17 protein-coding genes are annotated in these 19024 nt (G+C 66.4%); all 17 read left to right on the top strand.

The window, feature by feature from the left end; genetic code table 11:
* The first annotated feature begins 528 nt into the window (after window positions 1–528).
* The 17 genes from GT613_RS10095 to GT613_RS10015 all read left to right on the top strand — a co-directional run bounded on the left by GT613_RS10095 (window position 529) and on the right by GT613_RS10015 (window position 18849).
* Window positions 529–1656 carry an aldo/keto reductase gene (locus tag GT613_RS10095; RefSeq protein WP_009607989.1) on the top strand — a complete coding sequence of 376 codons (1128 nt, stop codon included), beginning with the start codon at window positions 529–531 and terminating at the stop codon, window positions 1654–1656.
* Window positions 1657–2196: 540 nt separating this feature from the next.
* Window positions 2197–3297, top strand: coding sequence for a phosphate/phosphite/phosphonate ABC transporter substrate-binding protein (locus GT613_RS10090; RefSeq protein ID WP_009608162.1), 1101 nt, complete (start codon window positions 2197–2199; stop codon window positions 3295–3297).
* On the top strand, window positions 3297–4229 hold the full coding sequence (gene phnC, locus GT613_RS10085) for a phosphonate ABC transporter ATP-binding protein (protein WP_057385192.1): 933 nt from the start codon (window positions 3297–3299) through the stop codon (window positions 4227–4229). The genes GT613_RS10090 and phnC overlap by 1 nt, the downstream gene beginning before the upstream one ends.
* The gene (locus GT613_RS10080) at window positions 4226–5086 is read left to right on the top strand and encodes an ABC transporter permease (RefSeq protein ID WP_009607962.1); all 861 of its coding nucleotides are present in this window, start codon (window positions 4226–4228) and stop codon (window positions 5084–5086) included. The genes phnC and GT613_RS10080 overlap by 4 nt, the downstream gene beginning before the upstream one ends.
* Window positions 5083–6066 (top strand): ABC transporter permease, encoded by a 984-nt coding sequence (locus GT613_RS10075; protein WP_035584314.1) that lies wholly within the window; start codon window positions 5083–5085, stop codon window positions 6064–6066. Before GT613_RS10080 ends, GT613_RS10075 begins: the two co-directional genes overlap by 4 nt.
* A gap of 221 nt (window positions 6067–6287) precedes the next feature.
* Window positions 6288–6734, top strand: a complete 447-nt coding sequence (gene phnG, locus GT613_RS10070; RefSeq protein WP_309477216.1) for a phosphonate C-P lyase system protein PhnG — start codon at window positions 6288–6290, stop codon at window positions 6732–6734.
* Window positions 6731–7744: a phosphonate C-P lyase system protein PhnH gene (gene phnH, locus GT613_RS10065; protein WP_009607955.1), complete on the top strand. Its 1014-nt coding sequence runs from the start codon at window positions 6731–6733 to the stop codon at window positions 7742–7744. Before phnG ends, phnH begins: the two co-directional genes overlap by 4 nt.
* The gene (locus tag GT613_RS10060) at window positions 7745–9124 is read left to right on the top strand and encodes a carbon-phosphorus lyase complex subunit PhnI (protein WP_161172605.1); all 1380 of its coding nucleotides are present in this window, start codon (window positions 7745–7747) and stop codon (window positions 9122–9124) included.
* On the top strand, window positions 9108–9974 hold the full coding sequence (locus tag GT613_RS10055; RefSeq protein WP_156732718.1) for an alpha-D-ribose 1-methylphosphonate 5-phosphate C-P-lyase PhnJ: 867 nt from the start codon (window positions 9108–9110) through the stop codon (window positions 9972–9974). Before GT613_RS10060 ends, GT613_RS10055 begins: the two co-directional genes overlap by 17 nt.
* Window positions 9967–10827: an ATP-binding cassette domain-containing protein gene (locus GT613_RS10050; protein WP_009607953.1), complete on the top strand. Its 861-nt coding sequence runs from the start codon at window positions 9967–9969 to the stop codon at window positions 10825–10827. Before GT613_RS10055 ends, GT613_RS10050 begins: the two co-directional genes overlap by 8 nt.
* A 174-nt stretch (window positions 10828–11001) precedes the next feature.
* Entirely contained in the window at window positions 11002–12360 is a 1359-nt protein-coding gene (locus GT613_RS10045) for an alpha-D-ribose 1-methylphosphonate 5-triphosphate diphosphatase (protein WP_015759890.1), read from the top strand.
* 1 nt (window position 12361) lies between these two features.
* Window positions 12362–13060 (top strand): phosphonate C-P lyase system protein PhnL, encoded by a 699-nt coding sequence (locus GT613_RS10040; protein ID WP_009305809.1) that lies wholly within the window; start codon window positions 12362–12364, stop codon window positions 13058–13060.
* A 363-nt stretch (window positions 13061–13423) separates the two neighbouring features.
* The gene (gene phnPP, locus GT613_RS10035; RefSeq protein ID WP_015759891.1) at window positions 13424–14212 is read left to right on the top strand and encodes a phosphoribosyl 1,2-cyclic phosphate 1,2-diphosphodiesterase; all 789 of its coding nucleotides are present in this window, start codon (window positions 13424–13426) and stop codon (window positions 14210–14212) included.
* Between the two features lie 332 nt (window positions 14213–14544).
* The gene (locus GT613_RS10030) at window positions 14545–15678 is read left to right on the top strand and encodes an SLC13 family permease (protein ID WP_232453148.1); all 1134 of its coding nucleotides are present in this window, start codon (window positions 14545–14547) and stop codon (window positions 15676–15678) included.
* A gap of 189 nt (window positions 15679–15867) precedes the next feature.
* Complete coding sequence (locus GT613_RS10025; RefSeq protein WP_009305812.1) at window positions 15868–16671, top strand: ABC transporter substrate-binding protein; 804 nt, start codon at window positions 15868–15870, stop codon at window positions 16669–16671.
* Window positions 16672–16689: 18 nt separating this feature from the next.
* Window positions 16690–18066 carry an amino acid ABC transporter permease gene (locus GT613_RS10020; protein WP_227110145.1) on the top strand — a complete coding sequence of 459 codons (1377 nt, stop codon included), beginning with the start codon at window positions 16690–16692 and terminating at the stop codon, window positions 18064–18066.
* 12 nt (window positions 18067–18078) lie between these two features.
* Entirely contained in the window at window positions 18079–18849 is a 771-nt protein-coding gene (locus tag GT613_RS10015; RefSeq protein ID WP_009608041.1) for an amino acid ABC transporter ATP-binding protein, read from the top strand.
* Window positions 18850–19024 lie beyond the last annotated feature (175 nt).

Genomic DNA, 19024 nt, shown 5'->3' with positions numbered 1-19024 from the left:
CCGTACGCGTTGGAGGGGGGGCGCAGGATGGGACCCGTGCCGGCGAGCGCCCTGCGACGGATCGTTTCCCTGCGCATGGAAGAGAATGCTCGCTATGCACGATTCTTCTCCCTCGCCATTTCTTCCGACCTGGTGTTTCCCTCCTCGCCTCCGTCGGCAGGCCCCGATAATCGTGCATAGCGAGCATTCTCTGCCGCCCCGCTTCCCGGCCTTCTGCGGGCGATGCCGGCGCGAGCCCGTTCGGGCCGAACGCGGCGGCCGGCGCCCCCTCGGCTGGCGCCCCCCCCGACTGGCGCCCCCCGACTGGCGCGGCTTCCCCGACCTCCTCTCGGACTGGCGCGCGGGTTCCCAATCCTGATCCTTGGCCGCCGTAGTGTCCCTGCCCGGCTCGTGGGACGGCGCGCATCCCGGTCAGCCGGGATGTTTCACGTGAAACATCCGTTCGCATCCTTTCTCCAAAAAACCCTCTTGACTTGGAGTCCGCTCGAAGCCCTATGATGATAGGCGAACCCATCGAGAGGAGCATCATTGAGACCGGAATTTGAGACCACGCCGAAGCTGGGCTTCGGCTGCATGCGCCTGCCGTTGCTTGATCCCGCCGACCAGCAGAGCATCGACTTGGAGCAGTTTAAGCAGATGGTGGACGCGTTCATCGAAGGTGGCGGCACGTACTTCGACACCGCGTTCGTCTACCACGAGGGCGCGTCCGAGAAGGCGCTGAAAGAGGCGCTGGTGAAGCGCTACCCGCGCGACGCGTACACGGTGGCCACGAAGTGCCTGGCCTGGGCCGCGCCCAGCGCCGAAGAGGCGAAAAGCAACCTGGCCACGTCGCTTGAGCGCATGGGGCTGGACTACGTGGACTTCTACCTGCTGCACAATGTGGGCGGCGAGCGCACGGCCAAGTTCGACGCGTACGGCATGTGGGACTTCGCGCTGGATGCCAAGGAGCGCGGCCTCATCAGGAACGTCGGCTTCTCCATGCACGACGGCGCCGATGCGCTGGACGCGCTGCTGACGGCGCATCCGCAGATGGACTTCGTGCAGCTGCAGGTGAACTACCTCGACTGGGACGACCCGGTGGTGGAGGCGCGCCGCTGCATGGAGGTGGCCGCGAAGCACGGCGTGCCCGTGGTCATCATGGAGCCCGCGCGCGGCGGCCGCCTGGTGGAGCTGCCCCAGCGCGTGGCCGACGTGCTGCGCGCGGCGAACCCCGACGCCAGCCTGGCCTCGTGGGCGTATCGCTTCTGCTGCAACCAGCCGAACGTGCTCACCGTGCTCTCGGGCATGTCGAACCTGGACCAGGTGCGCCAGAACGTGGCCGACTACCAGGCGAACCGCCCGTTCTCGCCCGAGGAGCAGCAGGCGCTGGACGCGGCCGTCGAAACGCTGCGCGGCATGGCCAGCGTGCCGTGCACGAACTGCCGCTACTGCGTGAAGGACTGCCCGCAGGGCGTGGTGATACCCACCATCCTGGGTCTGCTGAACCTGGAGCTTATGACCGAGAACCGTGATTTCGCGAAGGGCCTTTACTCGTGGCAGGCCGCCCCTGGGCCTGCCTCGTCCTGCATCGCCTGCGGCGCCTGCGAAGCGATGTGCCCTCAAGGCATCGACATCGTCCATCAGCTGGAAGTGGCGGCCGAGCACTTCGAGGGATAGCCGCCGCCCCGCTCGGGCAAAGCCCGCAGCTCGAGGTCCGCAAGCGCGAGGCCCGCGAGCCCTGGTTCGCAGCCCGTGAGCCCAGCCCGAAGCCGTGCGCCGCGAGCCCCAAGCCCTAGCCCGCGAACCCCAACCCGAAGCCGCAAGCCCTAGCCCGTGAGCCTGCAGCCCGGATCCTGCGTGCCCGGGCTCCGCGAACCTCGAGCTCGCAGACCTAACCCAAAGGCCCGCTCCTTCGCAAGCGCGAACGGATGTTTCACGTGAAACATCCCGAGCGAGGCGGGGCGAACGTGGTCGGTCGATGCCGCCGTCCTCCTGCGTTTCGGCTCGCTCATCGGCTCGTTCGCAGCCGCTTTACCTGAACCTTTCTCGTTCCTGATGCCCCCTTTGCTCAAACTTGGGGGCATCTTTACGCACCTCTTCCTTCGTTCTTACCTTCCTTTCTTACGATGGTTCTCGCACGTTGGCCGCAGGGTCAACTCGTGCCGAAGACGAATGCGATCCCGGCGATTGCGCCGGGGATACGAGAGGAACGCAACTATGGCAGAAGGGTTTTTGAGCAGACGCCAGTTCGTGGCCGGCAGCGCGGCGCTGGCGATGGCGGGCATGTTCGGCGCTTTGACGGGCTGCACGGCCGGCGGCTCCGGCGCGGCTGCGGGCGCGGACACGGCTTCGGCCTCCACCGGCGGCGATGCGGCCGCGTCCACCGATCCCATCACCATGGTGTGGCTGCCCGACAACTCCTCGGCCGACCTCACCTCCTCGCGCGAGGCCATCGGCGCGGCCATCACGGCGGCATGCGGCCGCGAGGCGAATCTGCTGACCACCACCGACTACAACGTGGCCATCGAGTCCATCGCGTCGGGCAAGGCGCAGATGGCGCTGTTGGGCCCCGAGGGCTACGTGCAGGCCAACAAGAAGAACCCGAAGGTGCTGGCCGCCTTCACGAACAGCGACGAGGACGGCGGCCTCGAAGGCGCCTGCTACTACAGCCGCATCTGCGTGCGCAAAGAGGACGCCGACCAGTACAAGAGCGGCAGCGGCTACTCCATCGAGAACATCAAGGGCAAGTCGTTCTCGTTCGTGTCCGCCACCTCCACCTCGGGCTTCAAGGTGCCGTCGAGCGGCATCGTCAGCGAGTTCGGCCTCGACAGCTCCGACGAGCTGCTGGAAGGCGGCAAGTTCTTCAGCGAAGTGCTGTTCGGCAACTCGCATGTGGGATCGTTGGTGAATCTGCTGTCCGGCGATGCCGATGCGGCCGCGTTCGACGATGTGGACGTGGATATGTACCTCGACCTCGTGTCCGGCGAGGCCAACAGCATCGGCGCGGTGTACAAGGCCAAGGACGACGCCGAGGCTCCCGTGGACTCGGTGCGCGGCAAGGAATTCACCATCATCGCCATCACGCCGGTGCTGAACTCGCCCATCTGTTTCAACGAGGAAGCCATCTCCGACGACGACCGCACGAAGATCATCGACTACTTCTGCTCCGATAAGGTAGCCAACGACAAGGCCATCTTCATCGATCCCGAGGACGAGAGCGCCAAGGGCCTGTTCGAGAAGGATTCCGAGAAGACCTGCTTCGTGAAGACCGACGATGCCTGGTACGAGCCCATCCGCAAACTGGGCGGGACTGCGTAATGAGCGAGGTGCTGGGAACACCTTCGGTCGAGCGGCAGGGCTTCGAGCCGCTGCTCCTCCTTGAGGGCGTAACGAAAAGCTACGACGGGTGGTCGAAGGCGCTTGACGACGTGTCGCTTTCCGTGGCGCGCGGCGAATTCGTCAGCATCATCGGCTGCTCGGGCGCGGGCAAATCCACGTTGTTGCGCTGCGTGAACCGCCTGATCGACCCCACGCAGGGCAGCGTCGTCTTCGACGGCGACGACGTGACGCACGTGCGCGGACGGGCGCTGCGCCAGACGCGTCGCCGCATCGCCATGGTGTTCCAGCACTACAACCTGGTGTACCGTGCCACCGCCATCGAGAACGTGCTGCAGGGGCGCTTGGGCTACAAGTCCGCCGTCGCCGGCATGCTGGGTCTGTTCAGCGAGGACGAGAAGCGCCGTGCGTTCGAGATTCTCGACCAGGTGGGTCTGGCCGACTTCGCGTACGCGCGCACCGACCAGCTGTCCGGCGGACAGAAGCAGCGCGTAGGCATCGCCCGGGCGCTCGTGCAGGACCCGCTGCTCATGCTGGCCGACGAGCCCATCGCCAGCCTCGACCCGAAGTCGTCGCGCACGGTGATGGAGCACCTGCGTTGGGCGGCCGACGAGCTGGGCGTGGCGTGCCTGGCTAACTTGCACCAAGTTGACTTCGCCATGGAATTCTCCGATCGTATCGTGGCGCTGAAGAAGGGCCGCGTCGTGTTCGACGGCGCGCCGCACCTGTTGGACGAGGCCGCCATCGCCGACATATACGGCACGAACGAGGAAGCCGAAGCCGGAAGCGACTTCGGCGAACGAAGCGTTCGGCAGGTCGGCGAGCTATCGAGCTCTCGAACGCGCGAGGCGGATCCAGAAAGGCTCGGAAAAGCGGAGGCGAAGGATTCCTCCTCGCCGGAGGTGGCGGCATGACCGAGCGTGTTCTGCAGTCGGCCGGCTTCCTTTCGCGTCTGCGCGGCAGGCGCGCGGCGCCGCGCGGCGCCTACGACCCGTCGTTTTTTCTGCGGCGCACGGCGGCCGTCGTCGGCATGGCGCTCGTGTTCGTGGCGCTGGGCGCGCTGTCGGGCACCTATGTCGGCTTCGATTTCATGCAGGCAATCCTCGACGTCCCGGGCGGGCTCGTTTGGATGGCGACGCAATTCGTCCCTTCCCTTACCTCCCTCCAGAAGCTGGACACCATCCTTCCCGCCTTGGGTTCGACGATTCTCGCCTCGATCGCCTCCAGTTGCACGGCGGCGGTTCTGGCGTATATCTGCGCGGTGCTGGGCTCGCGATCGGTGGGGGTGGGTGGGCCGTTTCCCCTCATCGTGCGGGCCGTCGCGTCGCTGTTCCGCAACATCCCGGTGGTGGCCTGGGCGTTCATCCTGCTGTTCTCGTTCAAGCAGAGCGAGTTCACCGGGTTCTTCGCGCTGTTCCTCACAAGCTTCGGTTACCTGACGCGCTGTTTTCTGGAGAGCATCGACGAGATGAGCGCGGGTCCCGTGGAGGCTCTGCGCGCCTCCGGGGCGACCTACGGCCAGATCGTGGCTCAGGCGGTCGTCCCCATGAGCATCACGTCGGTGATCAGCTGGGTCATGTACATGATCGAGACGAACATCCGCGACGCCACGCTCATCGGCCTGCTCACAGGCACGGGCATCGGATTTGTGTTCGACGTGTATTACAAAAGCTTCCGCTACGACATCGCCGGGCTGGTCATCCTATCCATCGTCCTCGTGGTCATCGCCTGCGAGCTAACCTCGAACTTCGTGAGGAGGAAGGTCATATGATGGCGAATGCCGACAAAGTGGCTGCCGAAGCGAACGCGGCGGCCATCGCCGAGGACGTCGGCATCGTGCAGGGCGCCTCGGCCGACGCGCTCGGAATAGGCGCCGGTGCTGCGGAAACCCTCGATGGCGATACGAACGACCTGTGTGGCATGGGCGCGCGCACGTCGCGCTCGGGGAAGATCAAGGTGCATGTGGCCAGCAAGTCGACCGTGGCGCTGTACGTTGTGCTGAGCGTGCTGGCAGCCATCACCGTGTTCGCGCTTGTGGTGATGGACTACGGCAAAGTGTCGTTTCCCGCAGCGATGGCCGCGGCCGTGGAAGACTTCGTCACCATGATGACGCAGCCGGGGCTGGGCGGGCACTTCACGCTGCCCGACGTGATCGAAGGTCTGTTCGTGTCGCTGGCGCTGGCGCTTCTGACCACGTTCATCGGCGCGGTGATCGCGTTCGTGCTGGGTTTGCTGGCGGCCTGCAACCTGTCCAGCAAGGGCATGAGCAACGCCATCAAGGTGTTCATGAGCGTGGCGCGCGCCGTGCCCACCATTTTGTGGGTGCTCGTGTTCTCGGTGGCCATCGGCCTGGGGCCGGAGGCGGCTGTCACAGGCCTTTTGTTCCACAGCGTGGCGTACCTGGTGAAGGCGTACTCGGAAAGCTTCGAGGAAGTGGACGCCGGCGTGCTGGAAGCGCTGCGCGCCAGCGGTGCGTCGTGGTGGCAGGTAGTGTTCCAGGGCGTGGTGCCCGAGAAGGTGAACGAGATGCTGTCGTGGACGTTCATCCGCTTCGAGATCAACTTCGTCAACGCCGTGGCCGTGGGCGCCGTGGCGGGCGCGGGCGGCATTGGCTACCAGCTGTTCCTGGCCGGTAGCTTCTACTACAACATCCACGAGGTGGGGCTGATCGTGTACTTGTGCCTGGCGGTGGCCGTGGTGCTGGAAGTGGCGGCCACGCAGCTGCGCAAGCGCTACATCGTGCAGCACTGATTTGTCTTGCGAGCGGGAGGGCCTGGGGGCTGCGGGGCCCGGGGCGATGCCCAGTCGCTCAAACAGTCCTCGCTTCGCTGCGAAACTCGCTTGGTGGGCACCACCCCGGGCCCCGCAGCCCCCAGGCCTCTTGCATGTTGAAACGATCGTTCTGCGCGGGGCGCTTGCGCGGATTCGCGGCCGGTGTATGAAGAGAGAAAAACTCAGATGGGAGTGGTGTTTTGTTGAAACGGTATGAGCGTACTCGTGCTTTGGTGGAGGGCGATCCGGCGTTGGCTCGGGCCATCGTGTGCGAGGTGGAGCGCGATGGGTCGCAGGGCGCCGTCGCGGTGCTCGACGAGCCGCGCGAGGAGCTGGTGATGGTGCAGGCGCGCGAGACGGCGCAGGGAAGCCTGTTCTTTCTGGGCGAGGCGCTGATGACGTCGTGCCGCGTGCGCGTGGGCGACGCCGTGGGCCTGGGCCTCGTGCTGGGCAGCGATCGGTGCCGCGCTTACGAGCTTGCCGTGGTGGACGCGGTGTTCTCCGGCGCGGCGGGCGACGCGTGGGCTTCCCGCTGGGACGCTTCCCTGCGCGCCGAGCTGGCGCGCGTCGAAGCGCGCGACCAGCGCGAGGCGCGTCGCACCGCGGCGACGAAGGTTGATTTCTCTACGATGAAGGTGGAAGCATGACGATACGAGAAGACGCTGACCTGCATCGCGCCCAGCGGGCGTTCCGCTGCGTGCTCGATGCGTTCGCGCATCCGGGAACCGTGCACCGGTTGGCGCCGGCGCCCGAGAACCCGGCGAGCCCCGTTGCGCTCGACGCGTCGTTGGAGCTGGTGGTGCGCCTGTTCGTGGACCAGGCGGTGACGTTCTGCGTGGCCGATTCCGAGTCCGACGCCGTGGCTGCGTACCTTACGAGCGAGACGCACGCGCGTCGGGTGTCCCTGCGCGATGCCGACTTCGTGGTGGTGCCCGCGCGCGCCGACGCGCAGACGGTGTACGAGGCGGTGGCGGAGGCATGCCGCGGCACGCTGGTGTCGCCCGAGAAGGGGGCGACCGTGCTCGTGGGTTGCGCCCGTTTGGCCGACGCGCCCGAAAGCGGCGAGGTTTCCCAGCCGGCCGTGCACGTGGTGGCGCTGCAGGGCCCGGGCGTGGAACGCGAGAACCGCTTCGCCGTCGATCGCGTGGACTGGCTGCGCGCCCGCGACGCGCGCGGCGACGAGTTCCCTTGCGGCATCGAAATCGTGCTGGTGGATCCGGAAGGCCGCATCGTCGCCGTGCCGCGTAGCTCGAGCGCGCGACGCCTCGCCGACCCCGCAACCGGGTTCGGCGCCGACCCCGCGTCTGACCTCGCGCCCGACGCTGCAACCAACCCAGCGCCCGGCCTCGATCCCTCGACCGATCCCGCATCGATGTTTCACGTGAAACAATCGACTCAATGTAGTGCGACAAAAGAACAAATGTTTCACGTGAAACATTCCGAGCCCGTGCCCGCCATGCCCGGCGCGTCGGGTGCTTCCCCGCGCGCGGAGATCTCCGTAGGGGCGGGCTGCTGCCCGCCCGCGGGCGCCCAGCAGGGCGCCCCTACGCAGTCTCCCGACAACGCAACGCCCGCGGCGCCCGTCGCAGCCGTCGCGCCCGCAATGCCCGCAGCGCCCGCCGCAACCGCCGCATCCGCTGCGAAGGGGGTGCGCTAGATGGGATACGTTGCCGTGCGCGGTGGCGGGAAAGCCATCGAGGAAAGCCTCAAGCTGCTGGAATACCAGCGCGTTAGCGCGTCGTCCGCCTGGGGCACCGACGAGATCGAGGGCACGTTTCCCGAACTGGTCGACCAGGTGATGGGCGAGGCCTCGCTCTATGCGCCGCGTCTGGCTGCGCTGGCGCTCAAACAGGCGCAGGGCTCGCCCGACGAGGCCGTGTTCCTGCTGCGCGCGTTCCGCTCCACGCTGGAGCGCCCCTACGTGTCGCGTCCGGTGGACACGGGCGCCATGCGCGTGAACCGCCGCGTGTCGGCCGCGTTCAAGGACGTGCCCGGCGGCCAGGTGCTGGGTGCCACGCGCGACTACAGCCACCGTCTGCTGGCGTTCGACCTGGAAACCGAGGGCGCCGAAGAGCTGGCCGAGAAGCGCGCCGAACTGGCCGCCCACTTCGAGAAGGTCGCCGAGGCCCTCGAGGCCGCGCCCGACGTTGCGCCCGCCGCTTCCCCGTGCGCGGAGATCCCCGTAGGGGCGAGCTGCTGCCCGCCTGCGGGCGCCCAGCAGGGCACCCCTACGAAGTCTCCCGACACCGCCGTGCCCGGCGCGCCCCAAACTCCCGCCACCCTTCCGCGCGTGCTGGACTACCTGCGCGCCCAAGGCTTGCTTGCGTACGTCGAAGCTGACGACGCGCCGCCGGTGGATGCCACCATGGCGCCGCTGTCGTTCCCGGCGCCGCGCTCGGTGCGCTTGCAGACGCTCGCGCGCGGCATGACGCAGGCCGTCGAGGCGCTGGGGTACGCCGCCATCCGCGGCTTCGGCCCCGCGCATCCCACGGTGGGCGAGCTCCGCTCCGGCCGCGTGGCCGTGGCCGTCGACCATCCGCTTGAGGCGGGCGACGAGCAAGATGCCTACTACCTGGGCTCCGTCCCGGTGACCGAGGTGGAAAGCGTGTTCGAGAGCGAGGGCGAAAGCGATGCCGGCGACGGCGCGGCGACGGCCACGCGCTCCGATGGCGGCTTGTCGCTGGCCATCGGCTACGGCCTGGTGTTCGGCCGCGCCGAGACGAAGGCCATCGCCATGAGCGTGCTCGACCACTGCCTGGAGCGCGGCGACAAACGGTTCCCCACCGAGGACGAGGAGTTCGTGCTGTACCACGTGGACGGCGTGGAGGCCACCGGCTTCATCTCGCACCTCAAGCTGCCCCACTATGTCACGTTCCAGTCGAAGCTGTCCAGCGTGCGCGGCACGCGTGACGAGCACAGCGAATGCGGCGAATGCGACCCGCACGGCACGCGCGTCGCGCACGACCCGCAAAGTACGCGCGACCCGCACGATCAACCCGCCGAGTCGAAGGAGGCCCGCGATGCAGCAGCGCTATAACTACGCGTTCTTCGACGAGGCGTCGAAGCGCGAGATCCGCCGCGCCCTGGTCAAAGGCGTGTCCATTCCCGGTTACCAGGTGCCCTTCGCCTCGCGCGAGATGCCCATCGGGCGCGGTTGGGGCACGGGCGGCCTGCAGATCACGTTGGCCATCATCGGTCCCGACGACACCCTCAAGGTGATCGACCAGGGCTCCGACGACAGCGTGAACGCCGTCAATATCAAGAAGCTGGTCGTCGACACCACCGACGTGGAGGTGACCGACGCCACCGAGGACGCCACGCTCATCCAGTCGCGCCACCGCATTCCCGAGCATCCGCTGGACGACGGTCAGATCCTCGTGCTGCAGGTGCCCACGCCCGAGCCGCTGCGCAGCTTCGAGCCCAGCGAGGCCGCCACGAAGCGCCTCCACGCCGAAGCCGACTACACCGGCGCGTGGCTGGAACTGTTCGACCAGATCGTGCGCTTCGATGCCACCACCACCGGCGCCGACCATCCTGTGCAGGTGTTCGGCCGCTACGTGATGGCGCCGTCGCCCATCCCGCGCTTCGACAACCTGAAGCTGAACCAGGCGCGCCACCTCACGCTGTTGGGGGCGGGCCGCGAGAAGAAGATCTACGCCGTGCCGCCCTTCACCGATGTCAAGCCGCTCGATTTCGAGGACTACCCGTTCGCGGTGGAAACCTTCGAGGGAAAGCGCTGCCGCCTGTGCGGCGCCGAGGGCGTCTACCTGGACGAGCTGGTGGACGAAGCCACCGGCGAAACCTACTACCAATGCAACGATACGGCCTGGTGTACGCAGCGGCGCGAAACGACCGGCGATTCTCAGAAAGGAACTTCCCATGCTTGATGCGCAACGGTTCGGCGTCGACGAGGAGCCGTGCTTGTCGGTGCGCCACCTGTCGAAGCGCTTCGGCGCGGGCTGCCCGCACTGCCTTGCTCCCGCGGCGCAGCTGGAACGCAACGTATGCCCGCGTTGCGGCACGGTGCACGCCGTGCGCGACGTCAGCCTGGACGTGTTCCCGGCCGAGATCGTCGGCATCGTGGGCGAGTCGGGAAGCGGTAAGTCGTCGCTGATGAAGTGTCTGTTCTTCGACGAAGAGGCCACCGAGGGCGACGTGCGCGCCCGTCCCTTCGACGGCGGCGCGGCGAACCTGCTGCAGCTGTCGCCCCAGCATCAGCGCGCCATCCGCAACACGGTGTTCGGCATGGTGTACCAGAACCCCTACCTGGGGCTGCGCATGGATTTCTCCAGCCTGTCGAACATCGCCGAGCAGATGATCGCCGCCGGCAACCGCAACGTGGGCGCCATGCGCGTTCGCGGGGAGGAGCTGCTCGCGCGCGTGAACATCCCGCTGTCGCGCGAGGCCGAGCCGCCGCGCAACTTCTCCGGCGGCATGCAGCAGCGCGTCCAGATAGCCAAGGCGCTGTCGAACAACCCTCCCATCCTGCTGCTCGACGAGGTGACCACGGGCCTCGACCTCTCCGTGCAAGCCGCCGTGCTCGACCTCATCCAGCAGATCAGGCGCGACTTCAACGTCAGCATGCTGGTGGTCAGCCACGACCTGGGCGTCATCCGCATGCTGGCCGACCGCACGCTGGTCATGCTGGACGGCCGCGTCATCGAAAGCGGCCTGACCGACCAGATCCTGGAAGACCCCCAACACGCATACACCCAACAGCTCGTCTACTCCTTGCTCTGACGAGCAAGGAGTACGCCGACGCTGCGGGTTCTTCCGGTGTCCGATCTTGGCGCTCCAAGCCCTCGTCGCGTACCAAAGTACGCTTCCTCGGTCTTTCACGCCAATCTCGGGCACCGGAAGAACCCTCGCTGACTTACTACGCCAATATGTGACCCTTTGAAAGGAACCTGCACCATGGACACTGATTCTTGCATCATCCGCGGCGGCACGGTGGTGTGCGCCGACCGCGTGCTTCCCGACTGCGACGTCGTGGTCATCGACGGGCGCATCGCCGCCATCGAGCCGGTGGGCGCGTCCGACTTCGACGCGCAGCCCGATGCCACGATGGGCGTGCTGCCCGTGGTGGACGCGCGCGGCGCGTACGTGGCGCCCGGCCTCATCGACATCCACTCGGACTACGTGGAGAACGTGGCCTCGCCGCGCCCCAGCGTGGTCATGGACCTGTCCACGTCGCTGTACAAGGCCGACCGCGAGCTGGTGTCGCACGGCGTGACCACCATCTTCCACTCGCTGTCGGTGTACGGCGCGCACGTGTTCGACCACAAGCCCATCCGCGATTTCGGCAACGTGAGCGCCCTCATCGACCGCGTGGCCGCCCTGCGCGCGGGCGAGGAGCGCGACCACCTCATCCGCCACCGCCTGCACATGCGCGTGGAGCTGGACTCGGTGGATTTGTACGACGACATCGAGAGCTTCCTGCGCTCGGGCAAGGTGGACCTCGTGTCGTTCATGGACCACACGCCGGGGCAGGGCCAGTACCGCGACCTGCTGGTGTTCGGCGACACGCTGAAGGGCTACCGCGACGTCAGCGACGAGGACGTGCGCGACATCGTGCGTCAGCAGCAGGAGAGCCAGAAGCTCACGTACGCCCAGATCACAGCACTGGCGGCCGTGGCGCGCGAGCGCGGCGTGTCCATCGCCTCGCACGACGACGACAGCGAGGACAAGCTGGCGTTCATGGACGGCCTCGAGGCCACTATCTCCGAGTTCCCCATCTCGCTGGACATCGCGCGGGCGGCGCGGGCGCGCGGCATGCACACCATCGCAGGCGCGCCGAACGTGATGTTGGGCCACAGCCACTCGGGCAACCTCAGCGCGCGCGAGGCCGTGCAGGCCGGCGCCATCGACGTGCTGTGCAGCGACTACTACCCGGCGGCGCTGCTGGACGCGGTGTTCACGCTGCGCGATCAGTGCGGGCTCGACATCGCGAAAGCGTTCGCGCTGGTCACTATCAACCCGGCGAAGGCCGCGGGCATCGCCGACGAGGTGGGCTCCATCGCGGTGGGCAAGCGCGCCGACGTGCTGCTGGTGCGCGAGATCTCCTGCGGCGAAGGCGAAGGCTCGGGCGAGCACCCGGGCGCAAGGCCGGACGGTCGCGTCGCGCGCACGATGCCCGTGGTCACGCGCGCGTTCGTGGGCGGCCGCTCGGTGTTCCGCTCGCACTATCCCGACCAGCCGCTCGGCTACGGGCGCGACACCGAGCAGCTCGTCTCGCTCGACCAGCTGACCCGCCCTCTGGCCAAGGCGGTGTAGCATGGCGCTCCTCCGAATCGACGGCCTGTCCAAAACCTTCCTGCTCCATCGCGTGAACCGGCGCGTGCAAGGGTGCCAGGACATCGACTTCGCCATCGAACCGGGCCAGTTCGTGGGCATCACGGGGCGCAGCGGCAGCGGCAAGTCCACCATCCTGCGCTGCATCTGGCGCACAAACCTGCCCGAGCGCGGCCGCATTCTGTACGACTCGCAGCGCTTCGGCATGCTGGACCTGGCCCAGGCCACGCAGCGCCAGATGCTGTACCTGCGCGCCTACGAGCTGGGCTACGTCTCCCAGTTCCTCAACGCCCTGCCGCGCCAAACCGCCTACGACATCGTGCTGAAAAGCGCGTTGGAAGCGTACGGCGCCGACGAGCGCTCCCGCGCCGAAGAGGAGACCGAGCGCATGCTGCGCCACTTCGATCTGGACGAAGGCCTGTGGGAGCTGTACCCCCGCACGTTCTCGGGCGGCGAGAAGCTGCGCCTCAACATCGCCGCCGCCATGATCAAGCGCCCGCGCCTGCTGCTGCTCGACGAGCCCACGGCCTCGCTCGACAACGCGTCGAAGCTCAAGGTGCGCTCCCTCATCGAGCAGCTGAAAGCCGAAGGCACCACGATGCTCGGCATCTTCCACGACCTCGAATTCATGGAAGGCTTGTGCGATCATGAGTTCAACATGCAGGAGGGGATGATGGCGTGACGAGGATGTATCGCCCGCGCCCGACGCCGTGCGGTCGCGAGCAGGAAAGGGTGGCGCGCAAGAGAACGGATGTTTCACGTGAAACATCCGGAGGCGGCGACGGAGCCCCTTGCGGCGGCGACCTTCGTGGCGACGGCGCCTTGCGCGGTCGCGCAACGTCGTCCCAATGGCAAAAAGCATTCGAATTCGGAATCTCGAGCTGTCTTTTCGCGGCGCAGGAAAGCGGAACGCTGGCAAAACGCCTGGTCGTGGAAAACCATGCCCCGACTTCTCGCATAGTCCAACCCTATGAGGCGGGCACGCCTTCCGAATTCGATGCTTTTTTGCCATCCCAGCCGTATTCCGTACCGCGAAAGGGGAATCGTGATCGAAGATCTTCACGTGCATTCGACGATGTCCGATGGATCGGACACGTTCGAGCAGGTGCTCGAACAGGCGGCGCAGCGAGGCGTCGAGCGCCTGGCGTTCACGAACCACGACACCACTGCCGGGCTGACCGCCGCTCGCGAGCTGGGCGAGCGCCTGGGCGTGCAGGTGGTGGGCGGCATCGAGGTGAGCGCCTACGACTTCGAGCGCGGCCGCAAGGTGCACATCCTGGGGCTGGGCGTCGAGGAGGGCGCGCCCGCGCTGGCCGCCCTGTGCGGGTCCACGCTTGAGCGCCGTCACGCGAACTCGCTGTGGCAGCTGGACCGGTTGGTGGAAGCGGGCTACGAGGTGGACGTAGAGCGCGCGCTTGAGCTGGGCCGCGCGTCAACGTGCCTGTACAAGCAGCACCTCATGGCCGCGCTCACCAGCGAGCCGTACCCCAGCGCCGCCTACCGCACGCTGTATCGCAGCCTGTTCAAGAACGGCGGCATCTGCGACCGCGACATCGACTACGTGGACGCGCGCGACGCCGTGCGGGTCGTCGTGGAGGACGGCGGGCTGGCGGTGCTCGCGCATCCCGGCCAGCTTGACAGCTACGATCTGCTTCCCGACCTGGTGGAATGCGGTCTCGGCGGCATCGAGCGCTTCCATCCCGACCACACCTTGGCAGATCACGCTCGCTGCGCCGAGCTTGCCGTTCGCTACCGTCTCGTCTGCACGGGCGGTTCCGATTACCACGGGAAGTTCGGCAGGGTTCCCCACGTGGGGTTTCGCGTTCCGGCGTAGATTGCGCGAACCTTCCGGAGCGCTAGGGCGCGTGCCGTTGCGTGCGCAGGCCCGCCGAATCGGCCTGGGAGGCCGCGTTGCGCACCGACCGCTCCGTCCCCGCGATCGCCCGCTCCGCATCGACGCGGCCGTGCCCTGCGCCCCGCGATCGCGACCTCGTACGGGCGGGGGTTCGCGCGCTTTGGCGGTTGTACGCCGTCCGTCGACGCGCTACACTGGTCGCCATGACGCGCGACCCCTCATCGACTTCTCCGAACGCCCCTGATCCGAGGGGCGTTTTTTCGCGCGCCCGCATCGCTTCGGCCTGCCTGCGCTTCGCGCGGACCCACGCGGTGCTGCTCGTGTCGGCGCTCGCCGCGGCGGCCACCATGCTGGTCGTGCCGCCCGACGCCTCCTATCTGGGTTACTTCGATCTTAAAACGCTCGCTTGCCTGTTCGGCATCCTCGCGCTCGTCGGTGCGCTGCGCAACGCAGGCGTGTTCGAAGCAACGGCTCGCGCGATGGTGGGGCGCTTCTCCACCTGCCGCGCGGCCGTCACGGCCATCGTGGGCATCACGCTGGTGCTGTCGATGGTCGCCACGAACGACATGGCTCTCATCATGATGCTGCCCCTCTGTGCGGCGACTTTGCTCAAAGCGGGGTGGGAACGCGCGCTTCCCTTCGCGTTCATCATGCAGAGCCTGGCGGCGAATCTCGGCGGCATGATCGTGCCGTTCGGAAACCCGCAGAACCTCTACCTGTTCGAGCGGTTCGACATCCCGCTGACGGACTTCCTTGCTACCATGGCGTTGCCCTTTGCCGTGTCGGTGCTGCTCATCGGCCTGAGCTGCGCCCTGTTCGCGAAGCCGACGCCCCGCGCTTCCGAAGGGCGGCCTGCGGAGGGGCGGCACCTCGCGCGATCCGACGTCGCCCCTGTCGACCGTCGTCGCGCCATCGCGTTCGGCGCGCTGCTTCTGCTGGTCATCGCCTCGGTGTTTCGCCTGGTTCCGTATCCGGTTTCGCTCGTCGCCGTGGTAGCCGGCTTGCTCGTGCTCGACCGTCGCGCCCTGCGCTCGGTGGACTTCGGGCTGCTGCTCACCTTCGTCTGCTTCTTCGTGTTCGCGGGCAATATGGCGCGCATTCCCTCGGTCGAAGCGGTGTTGTCCCGGGCGATGGCCGATAACGCGCTGCTGGCCAGCGCGGCCGCCAGCCAGATCGTCAGCAACGTGCCGGCCGCGGTGTTGCTGTCGCATTTCACCGACAGCTATCAGGCGCTGCTCGTGGGCGTGAACATCGGCGGCGCGGGCACGCTGGTGGCATCGCTGGCCAGCCTCATCACGTTCAACCAGTATCGTGCCGTGCGTGCTGCGCTCGGGCGCCGTCCCGAATTGGCGCGCCAAACGGCGAGCGGCTTCGTCGCGCGCTTCACGGCTTTCAACTTCGCGTTTCTCGCGGTGCTGTGTGCTGTGTGCGCCGTATGCGGATAGCCGCTCCATCGCTCTAGCGCGCTAAACCGCACGGCCCTCCGAAACGACCGCTCGGGGGCCATCACGCTCAACTAACCCTTCTCTTGGCGCTTAGACCTTTGATAAAGAGCGTCCGGGGCCGTATAGTAGTGCGACTGCGTCATACTTATAGTGTTCGAGAAAAGCGGATGCAGTGGAAAGGGGAGGAACATGAATATCAAGAAATGGGGCGCGCTCGTCGCCGCAGGCGCGTTGGCCGCGTCGCTCGCGCTGTTTGGCTGCTCGTCCGGAGATCAGGGAACCACTACCAGCAGCACCAGCGGGAACGATGCGGGCTACACGTTGGTCAACGACGGCAAGCTGACGGTGGCGGCGTCGCTCGACTTCCCGCCGTTCGAGAATCTCAACGGCGACAAGCCCGAAGGCTTCGCGGTGGACCTCATGACCTTGCTGGCGGAAGAGATGGGTCTCGAGTGCGAGTATCTGCCGTCCACCAAGTTCGACACCATCGTGCCGCTCATCCAGACCGGCGGCAAGGCTGACGTCGGCGTGTCTTCGTTCACCATCACCGACAAGCGCCTGCAGCAGGTGGATTTCACCGATCCGTACTGCAACGTGAACCAGAGCATCACCGTGCGCAGCGATTCGGGCATCACCGACGTCGCCCAGCTTGAGGGCAAGAAGATCGGAGCCCAAAGCGGCACGACCGGCTACGAGTGGGCTGCCGAGAACATCAAAGATGCCGAGGTTACCGGTTACGACGAGATGACGGCTGTGTTCGCCGCGCTCGACTCCGGCCAGATCGATGCCGTGTCCGTGGACTTGCCGGTGGCGAACTACTACGTGAGGTCGTACTCGGACTGCCAGGTGATCAAGGAGATTCCCACGGGCGAGCAGTATGCCGTCGCAGTGAGCAAGGAGAACCCCGAGCTCACGAAGGCGCTGAACAAAGCGCTGCAGGCCGTGCATGACAACGGCAAGTACGACGAACTTGCCGCCAAGTGGCTTCAGTAAATTAACCAGCGTGACATCATGAGTATCATTCGATGCACGCGGATGCACCTGGCAAGTGCCGCAGCGCTTTTGGCCGCTGCGGCACTTGCCGTGCTGTTCGCGTTTCCGCTGAGCGCTCAGGCGATGGAGGTTGAGCGATGGACCGCCCAGCCCAACGACGACGCGCTCGAAAAGGTCATGGGCGCCACGCCCACGCGCGTCACGTGGCAAGGGCAGACCGCCGAGGACGAATCGCTGTCGGCGTTGGCTATCGATCTGCCCGAGGGCTCGTCCGTCGACGCCGAGAACGTCAAGGTTACCGTCATGAACGGCCTCGATCGCCTCGACGTCGCCTCGAAGGTGCAGGTTGACGGCGGATCGCTGGTCACGGTGACGTTCCCCGAGGCCACGCCTGCCGGCTCTCTTGTCATGGTGGAGTGCAACCGCACGCTTTTGCCGGGCGATGGGGGAACCTTCGGCCTGACGGGAAGCTATACCACGGCGGACGGGCAGACGCTCGACATGCCTGCCACCGACAAGACGTTCGACGTGGTCAGCACGTCTCCGGCCGAGCAATTGTCCACTTGGCTCGGCATGCAGGATTGGGTGAAGGCGTGGAACTCCAACAAGTTCCTCCACCTGTTCTTCGACCCCAGCATCATCGTCACCTCGGTGCCGGTGGTGTTCAGCGGATGGCTTATCGCCATCGCGCTCGTCATCGTCAGCTTTCCGCTGGCCATTCCCATCGGCCTTCTGTGGTCGTTCATGCGCATGGCGAAAAGCCGTGTCCCGCGCGCTCTCGGCGCTACGTACATCAACATCGTGCGCGGTACGCCGCTGTTTCTGCAGATATACATCGCGTTTTTCGGTTTGCCGCTGCTCGGCATTAAAATGGATCTGTTCGTGTTGGGCGCAATCGTCCTCGTGCTGAACTCCAGCGCGTACCTGGCGGAGATATTCCGCGCGGGCATTCAGTCCATCAACGGCGGCCAGTTCGAAGCTGCGCGCTCCTTGGGCATGAATGGCGCGCAGACGATGTTCTACGTTATCATCCCGCAGACCGTGCGGCGCGTGATCCCCACGATGACGAGTGAGTTCATCCTCATGTACAAGGACACGTCGCTGTTGGCCGCCGTAGGCGTCATGGAGATCATGATGTACGCGAAAACCATCACGGCCGCTACGGGCAACGTGACGCCGTACATCGTGGCCGCCGGCTTCTACCTTATCGTGACCATTCCCATGACGAAGCTCATCAACTCGATGGAGCAGCGCATGGCGGGCGGCCGCAAGAAGCGTAAGAAGGGCGTGACCATCACGTCGGAAGAGGCCGTGCTGCCCGACTCCGATGCGGCCGTGTCCAAGAGCCTGCGCATGTCCGAGACGCTGGCCGGCTCCAACCATATCAGCCATTAAGGAGGTGCGGATATGAGCGAAGAAAGCACAAATGCAGCTGACGTGCGCGTCGGCGAGCCGGTGGTCCGCATCGAGGGGCTGCGCAAATCGTTCGGCGACAACGTGGTGCTGCGCGGGATCGACCTTGAGGTGCAACGCGGCGAAGTGGTGGTCATCCTGGGTCCGTCGGGTTCGGGCAAGTCGACGCTGCTGCGCTGCGTGAACTTGCTGGAAACGCCCACGGACGGGCGCATCTTCTTCGAAGACACCGAGATCACCGCGAAGAAGACCGACATCAACAAGGTGCGCGCCAAAGTGGGCATGGTGTTCCAGAACTTCAACCTGTTCCCGCACCTCACGGCCAAGAAGAACGTGATGCTGGCGCAGCAGAAGGTGCTGCATCGCGCCAAGGAGGAGGCCGAGAAGGTCGCCGTCGAGCAGCTGACCCGCGTGGGCCTGGCCGACCGCGTGGACTACAAGCCCTCCGAGCTGTCGGGCGGCCAGCAGCAGCGCGTGGCCATCGCCCGCGCGCTTGCCATGGACCCGCACGTCATGCTGTTCGACGAGGCCACCAGCGCGCTGGACCCCGAACTCGTGCGCGACGTGCTGGGCGTCATGAAAGGCCTGGCGAAGGGCGGCATGACCATGATCGTGGTCACCCACGAGATGGGCTTCGCCCGCGACGTGGCCGACCGCGTCATCTTCATGGACGGCGGCTTCATCGTGGAGCAGGGCACGCCCGAAGAGGTGTTCGACCACCCCAAGTCCGATCGGACGAAAGACTTCCTGGGCCACATCTCATAGTTCCCGCCGCGCCCCGCCCCAGCGGGCCGCGCCCACATCCAAGCGACCGGCGCTCCGCTCAGGATGACGGCTTGCCATGGGCGACAGTCTATCCGTACAGATGTTTCACGTGAAACATCTTCGTCGGCACTTCATAGCCCCGCCGCGCCCCGCCGACCAACCGCCCCGGCGGGGC

Origin of the sequence: Eggerthella sp. BIOML-A4, from assembly GCF_009875575.1 — a bacterium.
In the GTDB taxonomy this organism is placed as follows: Bacteria; Actinomycetota; Coriobacteriia; order Coriobacteriales; family Eggerthellaceae; genus Eggerthella; species Eggerthella lenta.
Note: the sequence above shows the minus strand (reverse complement) of the source record. Positions and strands in the feature narration are given on the sequence as shown.

Excerpts from the sequence above, each read along its gene's own strand:
- GT613_RS10015 (WP_009608041.1), top strand. The coding sequence starts at position 18,079 with ATGAGCGAAGAAAGCACAAATGCAGCTGACGTGCGCGTCGGCGAGCCG.
- GT613_RS10040 (WP_009305809.1), top strand. The coding sequence starts at position 12,362 with ATGGCGCTCCTCCGAATCGACGGCCTGTCCAAAACCTTCCTGCTCCAT.
- phnH (WP_009607955.1), top strand. The coding sequence starts at position 6,731 with ATGACGATACGAGAAGACGCTGACCTGCATCGCGCCCAGCGGGCGTTC.
- GT613_RS10080 (WP_009607962.1), top strand. The coding sequence starts at position 4,226 with ATGACCGAGCGTGTTCTGCAGTCGGCCGGCTTCCTTTCGCGTCTGCGC.
- phnC (WP_057385192.1), top strand. The coding sequence starts at position 3,297 with ATGAGCGAGGTGCTGGGAACACCTTCGGTCGAGCGGCAGGGCTTCGAG.
- GT613_RS10025 (WP_009305812.1), top strand. The coding sequence starts at position 15,868 with ATGAATATCAAGAAATGGGGCGCGCTCGTCGCCGCAGGCGCGTTGGCC.
- GT613_RS10075 (WP_035584314.1), top strand. The coding sequence starts at position 5,083 with ATGATGGCGAATGCCGACAAAGTGGCTGCCGAAGCGAACGCGGCGGCC.
- GT613_RS10020 (WP_227110145.1), top strand. The coding sequence starts at position 16,690 with ATGAGTATCATTCGATGCACGCGGATGCACCTGGCAAGTGCCGCAGCG.
- GT613_RS10045 (WP_015759890.1), top strand. The coding sequence starts at position 11,002 with ATGGACACTGATTCTTGCATCATCCGCGGCGGCACGGTGGTGTGCGCC.
- GT613_RS10050 (WP_009607953.1), top strand. The coding sequence starts at position 9,967 with ATGCTTGATGCGCAACGGTTCGGCGTCGACGAGGAGCCGTGCTTGTCG.
- GT613_RS10055 (WP_156732718.1), top strand. The coding sequence starts at position 9,108 with ATGCAGCAGCGCTATAACTACGCGTTCTTCGACGAGGCGTCGAAGCGC.
- GT613_RS10090 (WP_009608162.1), top strand. The coding sequence starts at position 2,197 with ATGGCAGAAGGGTTTTTGAGCAGACGCCAGTTCGTGGCCGGCAGCGCG.
- GT613_RS10060 (WP_161172605.1), top strand. The coding sequence starts at position 7,745 with ATGGGATACGTTGCCGTGCGCGGTGGCGGGAAAGCCATCGAGGAAAGC.